A 19,785-nucleotide genomic window follows, 5' to 3' on the forward strand; every position below is an offset into this window, starting at 1 on the left:
TCAGTCCTCCCAGTTCGTCGTCGGTTCGGGGCGGAGCGAGTATCGGCGCACGACCTCGATCGGCTCGAAGCCGAGGTCGTCGGCGACCGCGTTCGCGATCAGGTTGTCGGCCCCCAGGAACAGCCGGACCTCGTCGATATCCCAGTCCGACGTCCACTCGAAGGTGGCCTGAAGGAGGCGCCGCAGGAAGCCGCGCCGCCGGACTTCCCGTCTCACGAACGGGGTCTGAATGCGGACGTAGCGGGGGGGATCGAACAGGGGTTCGTTCTCCTCGACGAAGCAGACGATCATGCCGTCGAGGCCGCCTTCTTCCGCCGCCAGCACGAACACGGCGCTCGTGGCCTCCTCGATGTGCCGCCGAAACATGCGGCGGCGCATCTCCAGCGCGTCGGTTCGGATCCGCCGGTACGCGGGGTTGAGCGCGTGCACGCGGATGTACCGGGTCCACATCGCGACGAGTTCCTCGAGGTCCCCGATCACCGCCTGCCGTACGACGACTCCGTCAGACATGTCTGTCGGCCTCAGCTGGTCTTTCAGCTGGTCTCTCCGTTGGTCTTTCCGCCGGTTTCGCGCCGAAGTCGGGTTTGCGTTTCTCGACGAACGCCCGAACCCCTTCGAGGGCGTCGTCGGACGCGAAGCAGGCCCGCTGCGCGGCGGTCTCGTAGTCGAGCATCTCCTCGAAGCTGGAGGCGAGGGAGCGCCGGATCGCCTCCTTCGCGAGCCGCAGGGGAAGGGCGGGCTTTCGCGCCAGACGGCGCGCCCACTCGCGGGCCAGCGGCATGAGTTCGTCGGCGGGCACGACGCGGTTCACGAGGCCCATGCGCTCGGCCTCTGCGGCCGGGACCATGTCCGCGAAGAAGAAGAGTTCCGCGGCGCGCGCGGGGCCGACGAGCCGGGGCACCACGTAGGTGCCGCCCCAGTCGGGGTGGAGCCCGATGCGGTTGAACGTCTGGCCGATCGTCGCCGTCTCGGAGGCGAGCCGGAGATCGCAGGCGAGGGCGAGATTCGCGCCTCCGCCCGCCGCCGGGCCGTTGATGGCGGCGATGACGGGCTTCGGCATGGCCCGGATCGCGGTGGCGACCTCGCGGCCGCCCTCGACGAGTGCGAGTGCTTCGTCCAGGGCCTGGGTCTCGATGAGCCGGGTCATGTATTTCACGTCGGCGCCGGCGCAGAAGGCGCGGCCGGCCCCGGTGATGATGACCGCGCGCACGGCGTCGTCCGCGCCCAGCGCTTCGACGCCGCGGGCGATCTCGGTCCGCATCTCGCCGATGAAGGCGTTGAGCTTCTCCGGCCGGTTGAGCGTGAGCGTGCCGACGCCGTCCACGATCTCGACCCGCACCCGCGTCTCGCTCACGCCGACCCCGCGTCCCGGTGGACGAGGAGCGCGATCCCCTGCCCGACGCCGATGCACATGGTGACCAACCCGTGCGCTGCATCCCGGCGCCGCATCTCGTGCACGAGCGTCGTGAGGAGCTTCGCGCCCGTGCAGCCGAGCGGGTGGCCGAGCGCGATCGCGCCGCCGTTCACGTTCACACGCTCCGGGTCGAGTCCGAGTTCGGTGATGCAGGGGAGCGACTGCGCCGCGAACGCCTCGTTGAGTTCGATGAGGTCGATATCCTCGACGGACAGCCCCGCGCGCCGGAGCGCCTTGCGCGTGGCGGGCACGGGCCCGATCCCCATCCGGTCCGGGTCCACGCCCGCGATCGCGGAGGCCCCGACCTCGGCCATCGGCTCGAGGCCGAGGTCCTCGGCGGCGGCCCGGCTCGTCATGAGGACGGCGGCCGCGCCGTCGTTGATCCCGGACGCGTTCCCGGCCGTCACGGTGCCGTCGGCGCGAAAGGCCGCCCGCAGCCGGGCGAGTTGCTCCGCGGTCGTGCCGGGGCGGGGGTGCTCGTCGCGCGTCACCCGCACGGGGTCGCCCTTCCTCTGCGGGACCTCGATCGGCGCGATCTCGTCGTCGAACCGCCCGCCCTCGATCGCCTCGGAGGCGCGCCGCTGGCTCTCCACCGCGAACGCGTCCTGGTCTTCGCGCCCGACGCCGTGCTCCTCCGCCACGACCTCCGCCGTCTCGGCGAGCGGGATCGTCCAGCGCTCGGGCATGGCCGGGTTCGCGAAGCGCCACCCGACGGTGGTGTCCGCGATGCGCGGCGGGACGCGCGAGAAGGCCTGGTCGGTCTTGAGCATGACCCAGGGCCCGCGCGACATGCTCTCGACCCCGCCGGCGATGAACACGTCGCCCTCGCCGGCCCGGATCGCGTGCGCGGCCGTGACGGCGGCCTGCACCCCGGACCCGCACAACCGGTTCACGGTCTGGCCGCCGACCTCGACCGGAAGGCCGGCAAGCAGCCCGGCCATCCGGGCCACGTTGCGGTTGTCCTCGCCCGCCTGGTTCGTGCATCCGGCGATCACGTCCTCGACGCGGCCGGGCGGCACCCCGGTCCGCTCGACGAGGGCGCGGATCGCGTGCGCCAGGAGGTCGTCGGCCCGGATGGATGACAGCGCCCCGCCCGCGCGCCCCACCGGCGTACGGACGGCGTCGATGATGACCGGGGTGCGATCCGCGTCGCTCATCGGGCCTTCGCTCGGATCCGCAGCGCTACCTCCCGGAGAACTCGGGTGCGCGCCGCTCCACGTAGGCAGCGAGGCCCTCGCGCGCGTCGTCCCCCTGGAAGAGCAACTGCTGCAGTTCGCGCTCGATCGCGAGTCCCTCGGAGAAGGGCACCTCGACCCCGCTGCACACCGCCCGCTTGATACGACCCACCGCCCGCGACGCCTTGTGCGGCGGCGTGAACTGCCGTGCATACTCCATGATCCGGGCGTGGAACGTCTCGTCGTCTCCTTCGAAAATCTTGTTGACCAGCCCCAGCTCGAGCGCCTCGTCGAACCCGAACGTGCGGCCTTCAACCATGAGTTCGATCGCCTTCGACTTGCCGAGCAGGCGGCCGAGCCGCTGCGTGCCGCCGGTCCCCGGGAGCACGCCGAGGTTCACTTCCGGCAACCCGATCTTCCCGGCGTCCTTGCGGGCGATCCGGATGTCGCAGGCGAGCGCGATCTCGAGTCCGCCCCCGACCGTGTGTCCGTTGAGGGCCCCGATCACGAGCTTGGGCGTCTGCTCGAGGCGCGACAGCGTCTCGTTCGCGTGCAGGCAGAAGAAGTACTTGAAATAGGGGTCCGAGGTTCGGAGCATGTTGATGTTGGCCCCCGCGGAGAAGAACTTCTCTCCCTGGCCCCGGATGACGATGACGTGGACGTCCTCGAAGCGCGCGCGCAGGATCGCGTCGTCCAGGTCGCGCATCATCTCGTACGTGTATGTGTTCGCCGGCGGGTCGTCGATCGTGAACACCGCGACCCCGTCCTCAACCGCATATCGGATCAGTGTGTCAGGCAGTGTGTCAGCCATCGTGTCAGCCGTTGTGTCAGCCGTTGTGTCAGCCATGGATTCCTTCCTCTTGAGAGCCGTCCTGAAGATGACGTGCGAGGGGCCGCCACGCGGGGGGCCCGGGCTTTCGGCGGAGGGTCAAACTATCCCGGCGCACACGTGACGGACAGTGAGTTCGCGCGCCGGGGTTGCCCCGCTCCGGAGCGCAACGCGGAGATCGTCCGGGGTGTCGTGACCACAGCATCCGCGCGGCCGCGAAGGTCGCGGCTCGCGCCTCCGGCCGACGCGGCCCGGGCGCGCCCCGAGAGGGAGGAATCCGGGTTGAAGCAGGGATGACCACCAGAACCGCATGCTGAGACGCGCCGGACTCGGCGTCCTGTTCGGGACGGTGATGGTGGACATGATGGGCTTCGGGATTGTGCTCCCGCTGCTCCCCTTCTACGCCGAGGAACTGGGCGCCTCGCCGCGCTGGGTCACCCTCATCATCGCGTCGTTCTCCATCACGCAACTCGTGTCGGCCCCGATCTGGGGAAGGTTTTCGGATCGGCTGGGACGCCGGCGTCTGATCCTGGTCGGGCTCTTCGCCTCGGCGCTCTCCTACCTCCTGTTCGCGCTGGCCGACAGCCTGTGGCTGCTCCTCGTCTCGCGCGCGACGGCCGGCGCCGCCGGCGGGACGCTCGGCATCGCCCAGGCCTACGTGGCCGACTCCACGAAGGGGGAGGAGCGGGCCCGGGGCCTCGGCTTCATCGGGGCCGCGTCCGGCCTCGGCATCATGCTGGGCCCGGCGATCGGCGGCTACTTCAGCCGTTTCGGACTGGGGGTGCCGGGCCTCGTCGCCGCCGGCCTGTGCCTGTTCAACCTGCTGGCGGCCATGGCTCTGCTCCCGGAGTCGCGGCATTTCCGCTCCGGCCGGGCGGACGCGTCGAAGGGGGAGGCCGTGACGTTCAAGCTGTGGCTGCGGTCGCTGAGCCGCATGCCGCTGCGCCAACTCCTCTTCGTGTACGTGCTGACGATCGGCTGCTTCACCTCGATGACGTCGGTCCTCGCCCTGTATACGGAGCGCGTGTTCGCGATGACGGCGGCGGACATGGGTCTCGTGTTCACGCTCGCGGGCGGCGTCACGGTGATCGTGCGCGGCGGGCTGGTGGGGCGGATCGTGAAGCGGTTCGGCGAGCCGGCCACCGTGCGCGCCGGATGCCTGTTGCTCGCTCTCGGGGTGGGTGCGATCCCGTTCCTCTCCGACCGCTGGCAACTGTGGGTGCTCGTCCCGAGTTGGGCGTCGGCGACGGGGCTCATCTTCCCATCGCTGCACGCCCTCATCTCGCGGAACACGGACGAGCACTCGCAGGGTTCGGTGCTTGGCGGAAGCCAGGTGGCCGGCGGTCTCGGCCGAGTGGTGGCGCCACTCACGGCGGGTTGGCTGTTCGAACTGTACTCGATAAAGAGCCCGTTCCTGGTCGGGGCCGCGGCGTCGGCCCTCGCCCTGTGGCTGGCGCTCCGGATCCCCGCCGCGGTCGTCCGCAAGTCGGAGGAGGATCTCGACCCCACCGACAGGTGGACGGGTCCGGTCGCCGCTCACGAGCCGCGCGACGCGCCGGACGCCAGGTTGCCGTGACCCGCCGGGCGCCCCGAGCCGCGGCGGAGGTCGGCGCGACGCACAGGTTCCCCGAGCAGGCGCAGTTCGTGTCGCTGCGTTGGGGGGAGGTGTCGGCGCTCCTCGTCCGCCCGCCGGAGCTGCGGGCCATGCTCGCGTTCGCGCACGGGGCGGGGGCGGGGATCGAGCATCCGTTCATGTCCGACATGGCGCAGCGGCTGGCGGGGCAGGGGATCGCGTCGCTCCGCTACCACTTCCCCTACATGGAGGCGCGGGCGCTGTCGGGGCGCCGCCGACCCCCGGACCGTCCGCCGGTGCTCGTCGAGACGGTCCGTGCCGCGGTCGCGAAGGCGGCCCGCCTCGCTGACGGACTCCCTCTCCTGGCGGGCGGCAAGTCCATGGGCGGCCGCATGACGTCGACCGCGGCGGCGGAGGATCCGCTCCCGGGGGTGGCCGGACTCGTCTTCTTCGGGTTTCCTCTCCACGCGCCGGGGCGCCCGGAGCGCGCCGCGGAACGGTCGGCCCACTTGGGCGACGTCTCCGTCCCCATGCTCTTTCTGCAGGGGACGCGGGACGCGCTCGCCCGCCTCGACCTGATCGAGCAGACATGCGCCTCGCTGGGTCCGCTCGCCACGCTCCATCGGCTCGAGGGCGCCGATCATTCCTTCCGCGTCCTCAAGCGCAGCGGGCGCACCGCTGACGAATTGGCCGACGAGATGGCAGCAACGGTTCCCGCGTGGGCCGCTCGTCTCGAAATCTCCCCCTGACGTTCCCGGGCGGTCCTTGACCAACTCCGCGTTATATGTATACGTTATAAGAGGATACGTATACGTATATATGTACGAAGAGGCTGAGGTATGAAGACGAAACTCACCATCACGGTGAACTCCGAGGTGGTCCCTGCCGCCAAGCGATACGCGCGCGTCCGGGGTGTTTCTCTTTCGTCGCTCATCGAAGGGTCGCTGAAGGAGATGGTGCAAGACGAAGGTCCCTCCTTCACGGAGCGGTGGAGAGGGCAGTTTCGAGCCGCGCGCCGTGACGATCCGCGGTACGAAGCGCTGGCCCGGAAGTACCTCTGATTCTCCTGGATACGGACATCCTGATCGATGTCGCACTCGACCGTCGTCCGCATTCGGATGAAGCGACGGAGCTCCTGGACCGGCTGCAGAAGGGGCCGAAGAAGGCATTCGTCGCGTGGCATACGCTGTCGAACTTCTACTACCTCGTGGCCCCCCGGCGTAGCGGCATGGGTGCACGCGATTTCGTCGAGCACCTGACCCGATTCGTGGCGGTTACGCCGTCAGGCACCGACGCCATCAAGTACGCAGCCGAACTCCCCATGACCGACTTCGAAGACGCGATGCAGGTGGCAGCGGCGCGCGCCTGTGGCGCCCGGCACATCATCACGAGGAACCTGGCGGATTTCCGGCGATCCCCGATACCGGCCCTGACCCCGCGAGACGCCCTCGACGCGCTGTTCTGAGATACGATCTCGACGTTCCCGCGGGAACGCATGCCGCGTTTGTATGCATCATGATGATACGCACGCAACTGTCGTTTGGACCGGAAATGCTGCACGCAGCGCGTCGTCGCGCCAGCCGCCTCGGCATTTCAGATCGTACGCTGACTCGTCCCGGATCCGCCTCCGCTCAACTCGGCTTAGACTGCCGCCGCGCGGCGTTTCAGCTATGGCACACGCCCCACGCGCGGGAGGGACGACATGGCGACGAGAGCGGGAGGGCGCACCCTATTTGCCGAGAGCGCGTACGACCGCCTCGGGGTCGCGGTCGATGACGGTGAGCAGGACACGGGCCGCACGGTCCGGGACCCGCCGTCCCTGTTCCCATTCCTGCACCGCCCGGACATCGAGCCCGAAGCTATCCGCGAACTTCCGGCGGCTCAGCTTAAGTCGCTTGCGTAGCGCCACGATGTGCTCGGCAGCGGGGTCATCGACGATTCGGCAGGGAAGCGGCGTTACGCCGCGCACATGGGCGAGCACTTCGTCGAGGGCCGCTTCCACCTCGCGGCTCACATCAGTTCGCCGGGTCGTCATCGGTTTCGTTCCTCCTCCTCTATCGCGGCAACCAGCCGCAACAGCAGACTCGCCCGGGTCAATGTGCGGCAGTGCCGCATCTCTCGCGAATCGGATCTGGCGCTGTCATAATGAAGCCAATTCCAATACATTACGCTTTCGCCAGGACGCTCACGCAGGCGGAGGACACTTGGGAGTACTCACGATTCGGAACGTGGACGACGATGTGATCGTCGCGCTCAAGGCACGAGCCAAGGCCAACCACCGCTCGCTGGAGGGCGAGTTGCGCCATCTGCTGGCCCGCTATGCGGCCCCGAAACCCACGCTCGGCGTAGTGCGCGAGCGAGCCCGGATGGCCGCCAGCTACAAGGCGACTCCGCGCGGCCGGAACACCGCGGCCGATGTGACTGATGTCCAGGCCGGCAGCGGAGAATGGATGGGGGCCATGAGAGACTTAGGTGAAATCGTAGGCGACCTCCTATCCCCGGCCGCCGACCCCTCCGATTGGGCCGCACTGCGTTCGGAGACCGCCCAACCGAACGACGTTCAGACGCGGTGAATCTGCTCCTCGACACCCATATCTGGCTGTGGAGCTTACTGGACCCGGATCGGCTCTCCGCCCGGGCCCGCAGCGAACTAACCGAACCGGCGAACACCCTGGCGCTGTCGCCCGTGAGCGTCTGGGAGGCCTTGGTGCTCGCCGAGAAGGGACGCGTGCTCCTCCATCCCGATCCCTGGAGCTGGATCCGTACCGCCCTGACCGTCCGGCCCATGCATGAGATCCCGGTGACGTTCGATGTCGCGTTCGGAAGCCGCAGCATCCGTCTTGGTCATGCCGATCCCGCTGATCGTTTCATCGCGGCCACCGCCATGGTGCACGGCCTCACGCTGGTCACGGCAGACAAGTCGCTACTGCAGTGTCCCGACATCAGAGCGATCCCGGGCGCCTGACGCCTTCGCTTAGGCGATAGGTTAGGGTTGATCGTGTGACAGAACCCGACCATTGGAAAGGCGCGCGGAACGCATGGCGACATGGAAGGCTGGAGCGGCGACTTCGGGTCGGCTGGCGGCCTGCACGGCGGTTGCGGCCGTACTCACGGCGTGCGACGCCGCTGCGCCCCCGGACACTGCGTTTCTCACGCGCGCGGAGCGCACGGAGTATCGCGAGACCAGTTCGTACGCCGATGTCGTGGACTTCCTGGAGCGCGCGGCAGCCAGCGAGGCGTCGGTCCACTACGCGACATACGGCTATACGAACGAGGGACGGGCGCTTCCATTGGCCGTGGTGGGCGACGTCGAAGATGCGAGTCCGGCGTCCGTCAGAGCTTCCGGCAAGACGGTCGTCTACCTGCAGGGCAACATCCACGGCGGCGAAGTGTGCGGGAAGGAGGCGCTCCAGATGTTGCTCCGCGACCTCCTGGCCGGCCGTCACCGCGAATGGCGGGAGTCGATGGTCCTGCTGATCGCGCCCATCTACAACGCGGACGGCAATGAGCGGGTGAGCCTCACGAATCGCGGCCGTCAGCACGGGCCGATCGGAGGGATGGGTCAGCGGCCGAACGCCCAGGGCTATGACATGAACCGCGACCACATGAAGCTCGACTCTCCCGAAGCGCGGTCAGTGGCGCGGTTGCTCAGCGAATACGATCCGCACGTAGCCATCGATCTGCATACGACGAACGGGACGCGGCACGCCTACCATATCACGTACTCGCCCCCGCTCCACCCCAACACGCCGGCCGAGATCGACGGTTTTCTCCGGGAGGGACTCCTTCCCCACGTGACCGGGGAGATCCGGGCCAGGTACGGCTGGGAGTACTACTACTACGGGAACGCGTCCGCGCGCGGTGGGGACGCGCGCGGTTGGTACACCTTCGACCACCGCCCGCGGTTCAACAACAACTACCTCGGCCTCCGCAACCGGATCGCGATCCTGAGCGAGGCCTACGCCTACGCGAGCTTCGACGAGCGCGTGCTCTCGACGCTGTACTTCGTCGAAGAGGTCCTGGACTACGTCCATGAGCACGCGGACGAGGTCCGGCGCATCGTCGCCGATGCCGATGCCGCCGGAGTGGTGGGTGATTCGCTTGCGTTGCGCGCCGTGCCCGAGCGCTCGGCCGCGCCGGTCGACATCCTCATGGGCGCCACGGTCGAGGAGGCGCACCCCCTCACCGGGCGCCCGCTGCTGTTGCGGAGTGATACGCAGTACGTCGAACCCATGTACGAGTACGGGACGTTCGCGCCGACGCTGCGAGGGCGCGTGCCCGAGGCCTACCTGATCCCCGCCGGTCTGGAGGAAGTTCTGACACGGCTCGCGGCACACGGCATAGCGCTCGAGCCGGCGGAGGCGACGCCCCTGGATGTGGAGGCGTTTCGCATCGATTCGGTGCGGACGGCCGAGCGGCCGTTCCAGGGACACAACGAGCAATCGCTCTTCGGGCGCTACGAGCCGGGCCGAGTCACCCCGGCCCCCGGAGACATGTGGGCGCGGGCCGACCAGCCGCTGGGACGTCTGCTGTTCAGCCTGGTCGAGCCGCAGTCCGACGACGGCTTCGCGAACTGGGGGTTTCTCGCGGACCGGCTGCGTGCCGGGGAGCTGTATCCGATACTCCGTGTCCCGGGCAGTTGACGAGCGTACGTCAGTTCCGGTAGACGGCACTAGCCACGATTATCCATCAGTAGATAGTTATCCATTCGTGGCTAAACCCGGATAGCGACTAGGCCCCCTCCCAGCCCTCTGTTTCACGCCTCGGTAGCAGCTCCGTCTGGGCACGGCCTCGCTGCGGCACATCGTGGCAGCGGCGGCAGCGCGCCTCGTAGGACTCGGCGCCTCCCACCTGGATCGTCGGTCCCTCCGCGGGCGCCGGCTTCCCGTCGATGAGGCGCTGGTTCCTGGTCGCCGGATCGCCGCACACGACGCAGATCGCGTGCAGCTTGTCGATCCGCTCCGCGCGCGCCAGGAGCAGCCCCATGGGACCGAAGGGCTCGCCGCGGAAGTCCATGTCGGTGCCGGCCACGATCACGCGCATCCCGGCATCCGCCAGCGCATCGGCAACCTCGCAGATGCCGTCGTCCAGGAACTGGGCCTCGTCGATGGCGACGACCTGCGTCGACGGGCGAACCTTTCCGGCGACCTGCACGGAGTTGGACACGGGCTCGGCGTCGATCTGCCGGCCGTCGTGGGACGAGATCTGGAACTGGCCGCCGTAGCGGTCGTCGAGGTGGGACTTGAAGAGCTGAACGCTCCGGCCGGCGATGAGGGCGCGCCGCACGCGCCGGATCAGCTCCTCGGACTTCCCGCTGAACATCACGCCGGCGACGACCTCGATCCAACCGTGTCTCGCCCTGTGCAGCATGGCTATTCCCGCCTACCGGTCATGGAATCCTTTCCCATCAAGCAGCCCCGCTTGTTCGACTTCGATCGCTTCACGGGTGTAGGCCCTGATACTCTTCGCCTTCCTCGCGACGTCCTGAACGCTGGTGAAGCGCATGCGGTATCCGGCACGCGAATTGGGTCCTTGCCTCTCGAGAACGCCGTCCGCGTCTCTCAGCAGTGCTCCCTTGAAGAACATGAGCGCGAGGAAGTCCTTCATTCTCTGGATGATGCAGATGTTCCTGCCGTCATGGGCGTAGCAAGGATTTCCCCACTTCAACTCTTCGGTCAGGCCGCATTCCAGGAGGATCTCTCGCAGCTGATCCGCTTCCTGCCGCCAACGCATGGCGTTGCTGAATGCCTTGTCGACCTCGGGGTTTCCGGCCATCGCTTTCGCCCCTCCGTGTTTCGGTTCTTCCGGATCTCCCCCAACGCTAACATCGTGTCGACGCCCTCGAACATGAACCGGGTACGGGCCGCGGGCGCGAAGGCGGCACGACGCCGAGAGAAGGAGCAGCGTCATGCGCAAAGTCATGCTGGTCACCGGAGCATCGTCCGGCATCGGCCGTGAGGTCGCGATCCTGCTCGCTCGGAAGGGCCACAGCGTGTACGCCGGCGCCCGCCGGCTGGATCGCATGCAAGATCTGGCCGAACACGGCATCACCCCCGTCGAGATGGACGTCACGAGGGGCGACGACAACGAACGGGCCGTGAGCCGGATCATCGAGAGCGAGGGGCGCATCGATGTCCTGATCAACAACGCGGGCTTCGGCCTCTACGGGCCCGTCGAGGACATCCCGCTCGACGATGCGCGATACCAGTTCGAAGTGAACCCCTTCGCCTCGCCCACCTCACCCAGCTCGTCCTGCCGCACATGAGAGCGCAGGGGTCGGGCCGGATCATCAACGTCTCATCCATGCTGGGCAGAGTGTTTGTGCCCCTCGGGGCCTGGTACCACGCCACCAAGCACGCTCTGGAGGGCTGGTCGGACTGCCTCCGCTTCGAGACCGCACCGTTCAACATCCAGGTCGTCCTCATCCAACCGGGCGCGATCAAAACCGAGTTCGGCGACGTAATGCGAGCCCAGTTTCGCACGTACTGCGGCGACACCGCGTACAAGGCTCAGGTAGACCGGTTCCTCAAGAGGATGGACGACCCGAGGCTCATGGAGCGCGCCACCGACGCCGAGGTCTTTGCGAAGGTGTTCCTGGAGGCCGCGACGACCAGGAAGCCACGCCGGAGATACGCCGGGGGATCGATGGCGCGCCCCGTGATGTTCCTCAGGAAGTGGTTCGGCGACGGGGTCTACGAATTCGTGCTGCGCCGCGCCTTCCGATGAGGTCACGGTCGCTGCGGGAGAGAGGTCGCCGAGTCGACACACGTCTCGACACACTTCCAAGAGTGTGATACCATATCACTATGTCGCGTGATACTACGACTCGGAAATCCAGCCCCTCAGGCCGCTTCGTGCTTCGTATCGACCCCGGCCTGCACGGTGCGCTGCGCTCGGCGGCGCATGCCGCGGCCACGTCACTCAATGAGTACTGTGCCCGCAAGCTGGCGTCTCCCGGTGCGTGGCTGGACGAGGAGGCCTCCGGCCTGATCGGGCGAGCGGCGTGGCTTCTCGGCGAATCGCTGGTTGGTGTCGTCGCCTTCGGCTCATGGACGCGCGGCGAGAGCCGAGCGGCTTCGGACTTCGATGTCCTGTTGATCGCCGAGGAATGTGTCCCGATTACGAGGGAGCTGTATCGGCGTTGGGACAGCAAGCCGGTACTTCATTGGCGCGGTCACGAGGTCGAGCCGCACTTCGTCCATCTCCCATCGAAGGGAGCCATACCTTCCGGTACGTGGGCGGAGGTGGCGACCGACGGTGTTGTGCTCCATGAGCGGGGTCTGGAGGTATCGGCACGGCTCGCGGGCATCCGCGGAATGATCTCGGCGGGCCGGATCTCCCGCCGCCGCGTCCACGGGCAGTCGTATTGGGTGAGGGCCGGTTGATGCGGAACGTCGGGCTGGCTGTGGACTATGTCCGGCGTGCAAAGATCCGGCTCGGGGCCCTGGACGTGCTGTTCCAGGAGGAAAGCTGGCCCGATGTCGTGCGAGAATCGCAAGAGATTGTGGAGCTGGCGCTGAAGGGGCTACTGCGTTGGTGCGGTGTCGACCCGCCCCGGATCCACGACGTTTCGGACGTGCTGCTCACGGAGAAGGGTCGCTTACCGGCGGACCTGGCCCGCGAAGCCGAGGCACTGGCGGCATCGTCCCGCCACCTCCGCAGGGACCGCGAACTCGCCTTCTACGGGGCCGAGGACCTGACGCCGAGCGGATTCTACTCGAGGGCGGACGCGGTGAGCGCTCGCGACGCCGCGCGCCGAACGGTCGACGCGGTGTATCCGCATGTGGTGGAAGGAGGGGGTTGACGGCGCCACAGTCCCGGCGGATGGTCGCGCCGATCGTGGGCCATCGGGCAAGCCTTTCCGGATCAGGGTTTCTCACTCGTCGACCGCGCTCAACAGGCGATGCGCTGCGGCCGCCGGCCCGGGATCGCCGTTCTGCGTACGTACCGGGCCACCTCGCCCATCCCCTCGACGCCGATGCGGGCGCCCAACGTCCGGTTGTAGTTCGTCGTGCCGTTGATGTCGTACGTGTAGCGGTTGCCCCGCGCGTCCTCCACGAATTCGATCCCGGCGATCTCGATCCCCTCGTCGTTGCAGAGCCGGATGTACTTCTGCACCAACGGCTCGCCGGCCGTGATCGGCGACGGGCTGAAGAGGCCGGTTGCACCCATCTGGAGCTTCTCTCGCCTCGAGGGCATCGGATTGCACACATCCGAGGGGCAGAGCTCGAACCCTTGGGCCGTGGAACTCCGCATTGCGAACAGGAAGCGGCCGCCAACGATCTCCACCCTCGTGATGAACGGCTCCGGGGCGCTGATGTACTGCTGGAGGATCATTCTGGCGCCAGGCCCGGCGTCAAAGCGATCGCCATCGAGATACCTCTCAAGCTCCCGGGGGTCGTGGAAGAGCCGGATACCCAGCCCCTTGCCGCCCTGGTCGTGCTTCGTGATGAACGGGCCGTTGAAGGTGGCGGCCGCTTCGAGCAAATGCTCTCTCCCGACGGCCAGCACGGTGCGAGGTGTGCGGATCCCGTGTCGTCGCAGAACGAGGTCCTGCCGGAGCTTGCTCATCTCCAGCTCGAACGCGCAGAGTCCGTTCACCACGCGACGGCCGCGGGACTCCAGCCAGTACAGGAGCTGCCGGGCCAACTCGACCGAGTGGACATGGCCCCGTGTGTGTGACGACGGGCTGATGCGATTCATCCAGATGCCCTCGGGAGGAGGTGTCGACGGGTCTACGAGCCCCTCGTTCACATGCACGAGGCGGACCCGGAAGCCCTCCTTCTCGAGTGCCTCCCGAAGGGGCGGAACCCAGGCAGAATTTTCGTACAGGACATGTATCTGCGGCGGAACAGGACTGATCATGATTTTCTCTCAGGTTGAACCGGTCAAAGAACGGGGGCGGAAACGACGGATTTGGGCACGAAAAAACCGCCCGGGTCGGCGGACCGGGGCGGCTCGGAAACGGCTTGAGCTTGGGGGCTCAGCGCATCAACACACCCGGATCCAGGCGCAGCATGGACACGAACACCTACAGGCGCAGGTCGCGCCGCGGGCGCGGAGGGATCGGATGTCGGACGCGTGGATCATGGCGAGCGAAGATGCCCGAGTGGGCGTCTCGGGGCAACCGCGGTGGCGGAAGCTTCTTCGTCCAGCGTCATCCGAACGCGGAGGCCGTTTGCACGATCGCCTCGGCGAGCGGCACGCGGGGCCGCCAGCCGAGCTCACGATGTGCCTTGTCGATACGAAAGTAGTGGTGCGTACAAAGATACCGGACGGCGAAACCGCGACACCCCGTCCTCCGTAGCCGTACCCCGCCGGCCTGCCGCATGGAAAGCCTCGACCAGCCCGGCACCGGCGTAAGCGAGCCAGTAGGGAACGCGCCGCCTGATGGGGCTGTAGCCCATCTCGACCAGGAGGCGTTCAACGAACTCGAAGAAGGGGATCGGCTCGCCGTTGGTCACGAAGTATGCCTGTCCGGGTACGCCTGAGTTCGGTTTGAGCCGGGCTTCTGTTCGGCAGGAACCGCTGGTCACCGGGACCTAACACGATGTGGGGCCTGAGCGTGCACGCGCTCCTTTCGCTCCCGGCCGCGAACTCCAGCACGCGCTTTTTCGACGCGATCTTGCTGTCCGTGTAGGCACTCGGAGACGTGCCGGCGTAGGGCAGGCTCTCGTCACCCGCTTCGATGTCCCGGCCTTCGTATACGACGCTGGCCGAACTGATATGTACAAGTTTCCGCACGCCGGCCTGTCGGCAGGCCGGAACGAGGCCCGCGGCATCCCGGATGTCCAGATCGAGGAATCGAACGTCCTGCCGGAACGGGCGGCAGCGTGGGCTGACGACTCGAACGGCCCGGCCCGCGTCGGCAAACGCGCTCGCGACCGCCGCGCCGATGAAGCCGCACCCTCCGGTTACGAGTACGGGTCCGGCCGGACGCACCGCTACCTCGAGGGTGGAGTCTTCGGTCCCGTGGCGAACAACCAGTCCCACAGCGGCGTGATCGAGCCGTAGTTGCCCCCGAGGCTATGGTGCGCGTCGTGCCGGTCCGACCAGTGGTTGAAGAGCCATGCGAGACGCGAGGGCACGCGCAGATTCGCGTGGTCGAGCACGTTGATGAGCGCATGCATCAGCGACGCCGCGACGAAAGCCCCCAAGCGCAACGGCCCGACCACGGCGACGCACCCGAGCTGGACGGCGATGCCCGCGGCCATTTCGAGCGGATGGAGGTACAACGCATCAACCGCCGTAGGGTGCCGTGTTCGATGGTGAACCCAATGAATCCTGAGCATCAGCGTTCGACGGTCCAGCGCTCGATGCAGCCAGTAGTAGGCGAAGTTGCTCTAACATCGTGTTTGCCCTCGAGGCTTCACCCTGACGTTCCCGAAGACGGCGCCTTTCGGCGTCCAGCGCGACCGGCAGTTTGAGCGGGCGGTAGCGCCGGATGCTCCCGGCCGCTCCCCGGTAGACGGCAGCCGGGGCAAGTGGGGATGTCCCAAGAGGGTCTACCAAGCTTCGGATGGCGGCGGCCCGGCCCGAATCCTGGTGGAGCACGAACGCGAGGCCTCTCCGCAACACATGCCTAACGATGGCGGGGGGGATCTCCCCACAGCCCCGGGCGGGTTTTTCCCGTCACGAATTGCGGGGTTTTCCCGCTAGGAGCGCCGACGAGCGTCACCCTATCTTTTGGTGCGGTAACAAAGCCCATCCCCCCATCATGGGAGGTGGATCATAAAGCGCTGGACTTCGAACTTTCGAGAAATGGAGCAGTGACATGCGTAACGTGATGAGATTCGCCCTGGTGGTCCTTTGCGGGTTCGCGGGTAGTCTCGCGGCCCCGGACCCCGTGGACGCGCAGAATTGCGCCCTGTGCAAGAACTGCAGCAACTGTGATCGCTCCGATTACGGCAGCGATTCGTGCGATTTCAAGGGCGATGACGTTCGGCTCGTCCGCGCCGACGACGAGCAGACGCTTGTCGTGCGTCTCGAGGACAACGTCTTCGGGACGTGGACGTGCGGGGAGGGGTCGTTGCGAGTGGCCTATCGCGAAGTGAACGATGGTGCGTGGGTGGAGATCGACGGAGCGGAACTGACGGTTCTCAAGGAGAGGTATCCGCTCGAGACGTATGTCGGGCTCCTGAACGAGCGCCGCGCGACATATGCAGTGTCGCCGTCATGATGGGCCGGCTCCCGAGCGGGATCGCCTCCGCTGCGATCCCGCTCGCCGTCTTCACGCTCGGGGTTCCCGCAGTCGCCGCCCAAGACGTCGCAACCTCAGGCAGTTGACGGTAACCGAGGTGTGGGTCGCCGATGGGCATACGCGCCTCGAACGGCTCGCGGACGTCAGCGGGGTCGCGGAAACCCCGCTCGGGACCGTGTGGATCGCGAGTTCCACAGAGATCCTCGCCGTTGACCCATCGGACCCGTCCGGTGCACGCGATGTCATGGTCACGGAACGGAAAGGCGACGGACCAGGGGAGCTTCTGGGTGCTGAGAGAATCGCAATCACGCCCGACGGCGACGTGGCCGTGCACGACCTTGGCCGCGGCGCGATTGAAATATACTCCGCCGTTGGCGAACCGCTCCGGCGCGTCCCGTTGCCCTTCAGCGTCACATGGACAAAGGGGTTCGCGGTCCTGGCATCGGGCGACTTCGTGCTGAGCGGCGGCGTGCCGTGGATCGAGGCCGGACTCCACCACTTCAGCGCGGCGGGCGAGCACCTTGGCAGTTGGGCCGACGCCGCGCAGGCCGAGGAATGGCTTGCCCGCGTGGTCGGCACTGGCGGCGCGTTGCACGCTCTGACGGACGGCTCGCTCCTCTACTCCAGCGGTGCGCCGCACTCCGTCGTTCGTTACGAGCCCCCGCCGACCGGCGGCGGCGAGCCCGTGGGCCGAACCGTCTCGGAGATGCCGGCATTGCTCGAGGCGCCGGGGGACGCCGTGCTTGTAAAGGGCGTCGACGAGGAGGGGGTGCGGTACACGTCGTTCGACATTTGGTATCCCCAGTCCCACGCGGTGTTCGGGTTGGACGGCGGCCGCGTTCTCAACGTGATCCGTCGTCGAGACGGAGGCGGCGATCTTGAAACGGTGCGGCAGCTGTTCGAACCAAACCACGAGGGCCCCGATGCGGGCACCCACGCTCTCGCCGCCAAGGGAATCGTCAAGGTACCCGTACCGCCTATGGTTCCTGTGCGGCAACGGCGATATCCTCGCGTCCCGAATGGACGCTCTCGAAGTGCATACCGCCGTCCGCTTGCGGCTGACCGTGAAGTAATGCTAAACCGACACTTCCCGGAGGGGGGAAGGATCGCGGGGGTGCAGTGTCCCTCCCTCGTCGCAGCCCCATTCTTCGTCCCTCCGCGGGTATCGGTGACGCCTTGGGTTGTCCAACGCGTAGCGGAAGGACGGTTTGGAGGGAGACAATGACCGCGAAGCCGAAGTGCTCGCGGAGGCAAGAATCGCTGCGATCAGGTGCTTGTGCCGTGTCCGCGCGGCCCACCCTGCCGCCACGAAAACCAGCGAGTCGAAGGCGCTTGCCGAGGCACAGGAATCCATTATCAAAGCGTTAGGTTGTATCTGCACCGCTGACCTGATCAACACGAAAGCCCGCGACGCGGAGAAGGCTTGCGGACGGCTCCGCACCACCTGCGAGGAGCGGCTGGAAGAGAAGTGCAACGCTTGTTCCGGCGCATTGCTCACGAAGCTCATGGTCTGAGCCCATCAATCGGAACCGATCTCGGGTCGGCAATCACCCCTCGGCGCGACGACGGTTCCCATCTCCACAGGGCCGGGCTGATCTGATGACGGTCCTGGTCCCAATTGACATTTGCCGGTCGGGCACATCTTGTGAGTGAACCCCGGCCGCCACCGGGAGGCCTTCGCGACGGCGGCATGCCGGCCCGCTTGAACGACGGGAGCGAATCGAGAGTGCTCACCGACAGGGACCACACCGCCGTGTTCGACGCGTCGCCGGATGCGATGCTGGTGGTGGATTCGAGCGGGGTGATCCGGGACCTCAACCGGCAGGCCGTCGCGATGTTCGGATGGAGCCGGGAAGAGATGGTGGGCAGCGAAGTGGAGCGGGTGGTCCCGGCCGCCGCCCACAGTCGGCACCGGCGGCATCGACGGCGCTAAGGGAGGCGCCGCGTCCCCGTCCGATGGGCGAGGGACTCGAATTGCAGGCGGTGCGCAGGGACGGCACCGCGATCCCGGTGGAGATCAGCCTGAGCCCCTCGAACCTGGAATCGGGCGAGGGACACGTGATCTGCGCGGTTCGCGACATTTCCGCCTGGAAGCGGATGCGGCGCCTGTCGGGCATGTTGATCGCCGCGGCCGAGAACGAGCGGAAGCATCTCTCGCGCGAGCTGCACGACGAGTTCCTTCAGTCGCTGGTGGCCCTCAAGATCAGGATGAAGCTTCTGGCGGACGAGAGGGACGACGGGAAGAGGGAGCGGGCTCGCGACCGGATCGCGGGCGAAATCCACGACACGATCCGCGGGGTGAAGCGGATGATCCGCGGACTCCTGCCTCCGGAACTGGAGCACCGGGGGCTCGCCTCCGCCCTCGCCTCCGCGTTCGCCGATATCCGGGACGTGTACGGGTTCACGGTGCACGCCAGCCTCGATGCGGTGGCTGACGAACTGGATGCGGTCGCCGCGCTGGCCCTGTACCGGATCGTGCAGGAGGCCGTGACCAACGCGATGAGGCACTCGGGGGTCAATGAAGCGGCCATGACGCTGAGCTTGGCGGACGGCATGGTCACCGCGACGGTCCGCGACGAAGGAGGCGGGTTCGAGCCCGATCCCGAAACGCTGCCGTCCGATGGCCGCGTCGGCCTGACCGGGATGCGCGAGAGGGCCGCCCTCGTCGGCGGCGCCGCTATCGTGAAGTCCTCCCCGGGCAAGGGAACCACGGTTCGGGCCTCCGTGCCGGTCGCGGACCCGCAGCGGCAAGGCGAATGAGGTGCCGCGGACGATGGTGAGGGTGCTGCTGGTCGATGACCACGAGGTCGTGCGCGCCGGTCTCAGGGCATTGCTCGGGGCGAGCGGGCGGGTGGACGTCGTGGGCGAAGCATCGTCGGGCGAGGATGGAGTGGCCAAGGCCCGGACCCTGGAGCCGGACATCGTCCTCATGGACCTGGCGATGCCCGGAATGGACGGCGTGCAGGCGACCCGGCGCATCGCGGCGCTCGATTTTGAAACGAGGATCCTGGTACTCACGATCCACGACGAGGACGAGTTCCTCGTGCCGGCCATAGAGGCCGGGGCGGCGGGTTATCTGAACAAGTCCGCCGCCGACACCGATCTCATGGGAGCCATCGAAGCGCTGGCGCGCGGCCACTCCTATCTGCCCCGACGCGCGGCCGCCCTGCTCGCAAAGGGGAAGACCGGGGATGCATCGAGCGGCGACCCCGGTCCCGAGGTGCTCTCTCCGCGCGAGCGCGCCGCGATCGAGTTGTACGCGAGGGGCTTTTCGGCTGCGGAGGCGGGCCGCGAGATGCTGCTCAGCCGCAAGACCGTCGAGGGCTACGTCGGCCGGGCCAAGACGAAGCTGGGCCTCAAGAACCGGCGCGACATCGTGCGCTTCGCCCTCGAGAGCGGGCTCCTGAGGGCGGAAGGGGAACGGTAAAGAGAGCCGTTCCCCCTCCACAACCGAACGCCGCAAGTCCCTTGGCGCCCCCACCGGTTGCACCGGATGGCGGGAAATTCCCGTCGGGATGGGTGCGGGGTTCTCCCCTCATAACGTACGGGGTTTTCCTCTACCGCCCCCTGGATACGGTCCTGCATATTGCCGCG

Annotated in this window: 27 protein-coding genes; 17 read left to right on the forward strand and 10 right to left on the reverse strand. The window is 67.4% G+C overall.

All coding sequences use genetic code 11. The annotated features are described in order from the left end of the window. From ACPXY0_RS04435 to ACPXY0_RS04450, 4 genes are read right to left on the reverse strand one after another with little or no spacing between them, the layout of a single operon-like run. Positions 1–510: a GNAT family N-acetyltransferase gene (locus ACPXY0_RS04435; RefSeq protein ID WP_419941297.1), complete on the reverse strand. Its 510-nt coding sequence runs from the start codon at positions 508–510 to the stop codon at positions 1–3. Further along, positions 503–1,354 (reverse strand): enoyl-CoA hydratase/isomerase family protein, encoded by an 852-nt coding sequence (locus tag ACPXY0_RS04440; RefSeq protein ID WP_423928844.1) that lies wholly within the window; start codon positions 1,352–1,354, stop codon positions 503–505. The genes ACPXY0_RS04435 and ACPXY0_RS04440 overlap by 8 nt, the downstream gene beginning before the upstream one ends. Further along, positions 1,351–2,571, reverse strand: coding sequence for a thiolase family protein (locus ACPXY0_RS04445; RefSeq protein WP_423928846.1), 1,221 nt, complete (start codon positions 2,569–2,571; stop codon positions 1,351–1,353). Before ACPXY0_RS04445 ends, ACPXY0_RS04440 begins: the two co-directional genes overlap by 4 nt. A 25-nt stretch (positions 2,572–2,596) precedes the next feature. Further along, the gene (locus tag ACPXY0_RS04450; protein ID WP_423928848.1) at positions 2,597–3,400 is read right to left on the reverse strand and encodes an enoyl-CoA hydratase/isomerase family protein; all 804 of its coding nucleotides are present in this window, start codon (positions 3,398–3,400) and stop codon (positions 2,597–2,599) included. Between the two features lie 328 nt (positions 3,401–3,728). Between ACPXY0_RS04450 and ACPXY0_RS04455 the strand changes: the two genes are divergently transcribed. The 4 genes from ACPXY0_RS04455 to ACPXY0_RS04470 all read left to right on the forward strand — a co-directional run bounded on the left by ACPXY0_RS04455 (position 3,729) and on the right by ACPXY0_RS04470 (position 6,456). Then, positions 3,729–4,994 carry an MFS transporter gene (locus ACPXY0_RS04455; RefSeq protein WP_419933583.1) on the forward strand — a complete coding sequence of 422 codons (1,266 nt, stop codon included), beginning with the start codon at positions 3,729–3,731 and terminating at the stop codon, positions 4,992–4,994. Next, positions 4,991–5,740, forward strand: coding sequence for an alpha/beta family hydrolase (locus ACPXY0_RS04460; protein ID WP_423928850.1), 750 nt, complete (start codon positions 4,991–4,993; stop codon positions 5,738–5,740). Before ACPXY0_RS04455 ends, ACPXY0_RS04460 begins: the two co-directional genes overlap by 4 nt. 90 nt (positions 5,741–5,830) lie before the next feature. Further along, the gene (locus ACPXY0_RS04465; protein ID WP_423928852.1) at positions 5,831–6,052 is read left to right on the forward strand and encodes a DUF6364 family protein; all 222 of its coding nucleotides are present in this window, start codon (positions 5,831–5,833) and stop codon (positions 6,050–6,052) included. 5 nt (positions 6,053–6,057) lie between these two features. After that, positions 6,058–6,456, forward strand: coding sequence for a type II toxin-antitoxin system VapC family toxin (locus tag ACPXY0_RS04470; protein ID WP_423930569.1), 399 nt, complete (start codon positions 6,058–6,060; stop codon positions 6,454–6,456). Positions 6,457–6,720: 264 nt separating this feature from the next. On the opposite strand, the gene ACPXY0_RS04475 is transcribed toward ACPXY0_RS04470, so the two are convergent. After that, a complete protein-coding gene (locus tag ACPXY0_RS04475; RefSeq protein ID WP_423928854.1) occupies positions 6,721–7,026 on the reverse strand; it encodes a helix-turn-helix domain-containing protein in 306 nt (101 codons plus the stop codon). A 169-nt stretch (positions 7,027–7,195) separates the two neighbouring features. Between ACPXY0_RS04475 and ACPXY0_RS04480 the strand changes: the two genes are divergently transcribed. The 3 genes from ACPXY0_RS04480 (at position 7,196) to ACPXY0_RS04490 (ending at position 9,634) form a co-directional block, all read left to right on the forward strand. After that, positions 7,196–7,564: a FitA-like ribbon-helix-helix domain-containing protein gene (locus tag ACPXY0_RS04480; protein ID WP_423928856.1), complete on the forward strand. Its 369-nt coding sequence runs from the start codon at positions 7,196–7,198 to the stop codon at positions 7,562–7,564. Beyond that, positions 7,561–7,956, forward strand: a complete 396-nt coding sequence (locus ACPXY0_RS04485; RefSeq protein WP_420462565.1) for a type II toxin-antitoxin system VapC family toxin — start codon at positions 7,561–7,563, stop codon at positions 7,954–7,956. Before ACPXY0_RS04480 ends, ACPXY0_RS04485 begins: the two co-directional genes overlap by 4 nt. A gap of 73 nt (positions 7,957–8,029) precedes the next feature. After that, on the forward strand, positions 8,030–9,634 hold the full coding sequence (locus tag ACPXY0_RS04490; protein ID WP_423928858.1) for a M14 family metallopeptidase: 1,605 nt from the start codon (positions 8,030–8,032) through the stop codon (positions 9,632–9,634). 88 nt (positions 9,635–9,722) lie between these two features. On the opposite strand, the gene ACPXY0_RS04495 is transcribed toward ACPXY0_RS04490, so the two are convergent. Continuing rightward, entirely contained in the window at positions 9,723–10,361 is a 639-nt protein-coding gene (locus ACPXY0_RS04495; protein ID WP_423928860.1) for a thymidine kinase, read from the reverse strand. 12 nt (positions 10,362–10,373) lie between these two features. After that, entirely contained in the window at positions 10,374–10,766 is a 393-nt protein-coding gene (locus ACPXY0_RS04500) for a DUF1801 domain-containing protein (protein ID WP_423928862.1), read from the reverse strand. 133 nt (positions 10,767–10,899) lie between these two features. On the opposite strand from ACPXY0_RS04500, the gene ACPXY0_RS04505 reads away from it, so the two are divergent. From ACPXY0_RS04505 to ACPXY0_RS04520, 4 genes are all read left to right on the forward strand, one after another. Then, on the forward strand, positions 10,900–11,256 hold the full coding sequence (locus ACPXY0_RS04505) for an SDR family NAD(P)-dependent oxidoreductase (RefSeq protein WP_423928864.1): 357 nt from the start codon (positions 10,900–10,902) through the stop codon (positions 11,254–11,256). Beyond that, positions 11,253–11,717 carry an SDR family NAD(P)-dependent oxidoreductase gene (locus ACPXY0_RS04510; RefSeq protein ID WP_423928866.1) on the forward strand — a complete coding sequence of 155 codons (465 nt, stop codon included), beginning with the start codon at positions 11,253–11,255 and terminating at the stop codon, positions 11,715–11,717. Before ACPXY0_RS04505 ends, ACPXY0_RS04510 begins: the two co-directional genes overlap by 4 nt. A 128-nt stretch (positions 11,718–11,845) precedes the next feature. After that, positions 11,846–12,376, forward strand: coding sequence for a hypothetical protein (locus ACPXY0_RS04515; protein WP_423928868.1), 531 nt, complete (start codon positions 11,846–11,848; stop codon positions 12,374–12,376). Then, the gene (locus tag ACPXY0_RS04520; protein WP_423928870.1) at positions 12,376–12,795 is read left to right on the forward strand and encodes a HEPN domain-containing protein; all 420 of its coding nucleotides are present in this window, start codon (positions 12,376–12,378) and stop codon (positions 12,793–12,795) included. The genes ACPXY0_RS04515 and ACPXY0_RS04520 overlap by 1 nt, the downstream gene beginning before the upstream one ends. A gap of 89 nt (positions 12,796–12,884) precedes the next feature. Here ACPXY0_RS04520 and ACPXY0_RS04525 read toward each other — a convergent pair whose 3' ends face one another. The 3 genes from ACPXY0_RS04525 to ACPXY0_RS04535 form a co-directional block, all read right to left on the reverse strand. Continuing rightward, positions 12,885–13,856, reverse strand: coding sequence for an ATP-grasp domain-containing protein (locus ACPXY0_RS04525; protein WP_423928872.1), 972 nt, complete (start codon positions 13,854–13,856; stop codon positions 12,885–12,887). 558 nt (positions 13,857–14,414) lie between these two features. After that, positions 14,415–14,984 carry an NAD-dependent epimerase/dehydratase family protein gene (locus tag ACPXY0_RS04530; protein WP_423928874.1) on the reverse strand — a complete coding sequence of 190 codons (570 nt, stop codon included), beginning with the start codon at positions 14,982–14,984 and terminating at the stop codon, positions 14,415–14,417. After that, entirely contained in the window at positions 14,936–15,283 is a 348-nt protein-coding gene (locus ACPXY0_RS04535) for a sterol desaturase family protein (RefSeq protein ID WP_423928876.1), read from the reverse strand. The genes ACPXY0_RS04530 and ACPXY0_RS04535 overlap by 49 nt, the downstream gene beginning before the upstream one ends. Before the next feature lie 482 nt (positions 15,284–15,765). Between ACPXY0_RS04535 and ACPXY0_RS04540 the strand changes: the two genes are divergently transcribed. The 6 genes from ACPXY0_RS04540 (at position 15,766) to ACPXY0_RS04565 (ending at position 19,618) form a co-directional block, all read left to right on the forward strand. Further along, entirely contained in the window at positions 15,766–16,170 is a 405-nt protein-coding gene (locus ACPXY0_RS04540; RefSeq protein WP_423928878.1) for a hypothetical protein, read from the forward strand. Between the two features lie 103 nt (positions 16,171–16,273). Beyond that, positions 16,274–17,416, forward strand: coding sequence for a hypothetical protein (locus tag ACPXY0_RS04545; protein WP_423928880.1), 1,143 nt, complete (start codon positions 16,274–16,276; stop codon positions 17,414–17,416). Then, positions 17,400–17,705 (forward strand): hypothetical protein, encoded by a 306-nt coding sequence (locus ACPXY0_RS04550; RefSeq protein ID WP_423928882.1) that lies wholly within the window; start codon positions 17,400–17,402, stop codon positions 17,703–17,705. The genes ACPXY0_RS04545 and ACPXY0_RS04550 overlap by 17 nt, the downstream gene beginning before the upstream one ends. A 176-nt stretch (positions 17,706–17,881) precedes the next feature. Next, the gene (locus ACPXY0_RS04555) at positions 17,882–18,124 is read left to right on the forward strand and encodes a PAS domain S-box protein (protein ID WP_423928884.1); all 243 of its coding nucleotides are present in this window, start codon (positions 17,882–17,884) and stop codon (positions 18,122–18,124) included. Positions 18,125–18,147: 23 nt separating this feature from the next. Beyond that, entirely contained in the window at positions 18,148–18,951 is an 804-nt protein-coding gene (locus ACPXY0_RS04560; protein WP_423928886.1) for an ATP-binding protein, read from the forward strand. 1 nt (position 18,952) lies between these two features. Further along, the gene (locus ACPXY0_RS04565; RefSeq protein WP_423928888.1) at positions 18,953–19,618 is read left to right on the forward strand and encodes a response regulator; all 666 of its coding nucleotides are present in this window, start codon (positions 18,953–18,955) and stop codon (positions 19,616–19,618) included. Positions 19,619–19,785: the final 167 nt, after the last annotated feature.

The sequence above is a fragment of the Candidatus Palauibacter sp. genome (assembly GCF_965237495.1).
Lineage (GTDB): Bacteria > Gemmatimonadota > Gemmatimonadetes > Palauibacterales > Palauibacteraceae > Palauibacter.

Excerpts from the sequence above, each read along its gene's own strand:
- ACPXY0_RS04490 (WP_423928858.1), top strand. The coding sequence starts at position 8,030 with ATGGCGACATGGAAGGCTGGAGCGGCGACTTCGGGTCGGCTGGCGGCC.
- ACPXY0_RS04455 (WP_419933583.1), top strand. The coding sequence starts at position 3,729 with ATGCTGAGACGCGCCGGACTCGGCGTCCTGTTCGGGACGGTGATGGTG.
- ACPXY0_RS04540 (WP_423928878.1), top strand. The coding sequence starts at position 15,766 with ATGCGTAACGTGATGAGATTCGCCCTGGTGGTCCTTTGCGGGTTCGCG.
- ACPXY0_RS04505 (WP_423928864.1), top strand. The coding sequence starts at position 10,900 with ATGCGCAAAGTCATGCTGGTCACCGGAGCATCGTCCGGCATCGGCCGT.
- ACPXY0_RS04450 (WP_423928848.1), bottom strand. The coding sequence starts at position 3,400 with ATGGCTGACACACTGCCTGACACACTGATCCGATATGCGGTTGAGGAC.
- ACPXY0_RS04535 (WP_423928876.1), bottom strand. The coding sequence starts at position 15,283 with ATGCTCAGGATTCATTGGGTTCACCATCGAACACGGCACCCTACGGCG.
- ACPXY0_RS04510 (WP_423928866.1), top strand. The coding sequence starts at position 11,253 with ATGAGAGCGCAGGGGTCGGGCCGGATCATCAACGTCTCATCCATGCTG.
- ACPXY0_RS04520 (WP_423928870.1), top strand. The coding sequence starts at position 12,376 with ATGCGGAACGTCGGGCTGGCTGTGGACTATGTCCGGCGTGCAAAGATC.
- ACPXY0_RS04525 (WP_423928872.1), bottom strand. The coding sequence starts at position 13,856 with ATGATCAGTCCTGTTCCGCCGCAGATACATGTCCTGTACGAAAATTCT.
- ACPXY0_RS04435 (WP_419941297.1), bottom strand. The coding sequence starts at position 510 with ATGTCTGACGGAGTCGTCGTACGGCAGGCGGTGATCGGGGACCTCGAG.
- ACPXY0_RS04495 (WP_423928860.1), bottom strand. The coding sequence starts at position 10,361 with ATGCTGCACAGGGCGAGACACGGTTGGATCGAGGTCGTCGCCGGCGTG.
- ACPXY0_RS04555 (WP_423928884.1), top strand. The coding sequence starts at position 17,882 with ATGCCGGCCCGCTTGAACGACGGGAGCGAATCGAGAGTGCTCACCGAC.
- ACPXY0_RS04475 (WP_423928854.1), bottom strand. The coding sequence starts at position 7,026 with ATGACGACCCGGCGAACTGATGTGAGCCGCGAGGTGGAAGCGGCCCTC.
- ACPXY0_RS04445 (WP_423928846.1), bottom strand. The coding sequence starts at position 2,571 with ATGAGCGACGCGGATCGCACCCCGGTCATCATCGACGCCGTCCGTACG.
- ACPXY0_RS04500 (WP_423928862.1), bottom strand. The coding sequence starts at position 10,766 with ATGGCCGGAAACCCCGAGGTCGACAAGGCATTCAGCAACGCCATGCGT.
- ACPXY0_RS04465 (WP_423928852.1), top strand. The coding sequence starts at position 5,831 with ATGAAGACGAAACTCACCATCACGGTGAACTCCGAGGTGGTCCCTGCC.
- ACPXY0_RS04560 (WP_423928886.1), top strand. The coding sequence starts at position 18,148 with ATGGGCGAGGGACTCGAATTGCAGGCGGTGCGCAGGGACGGCACCGCG.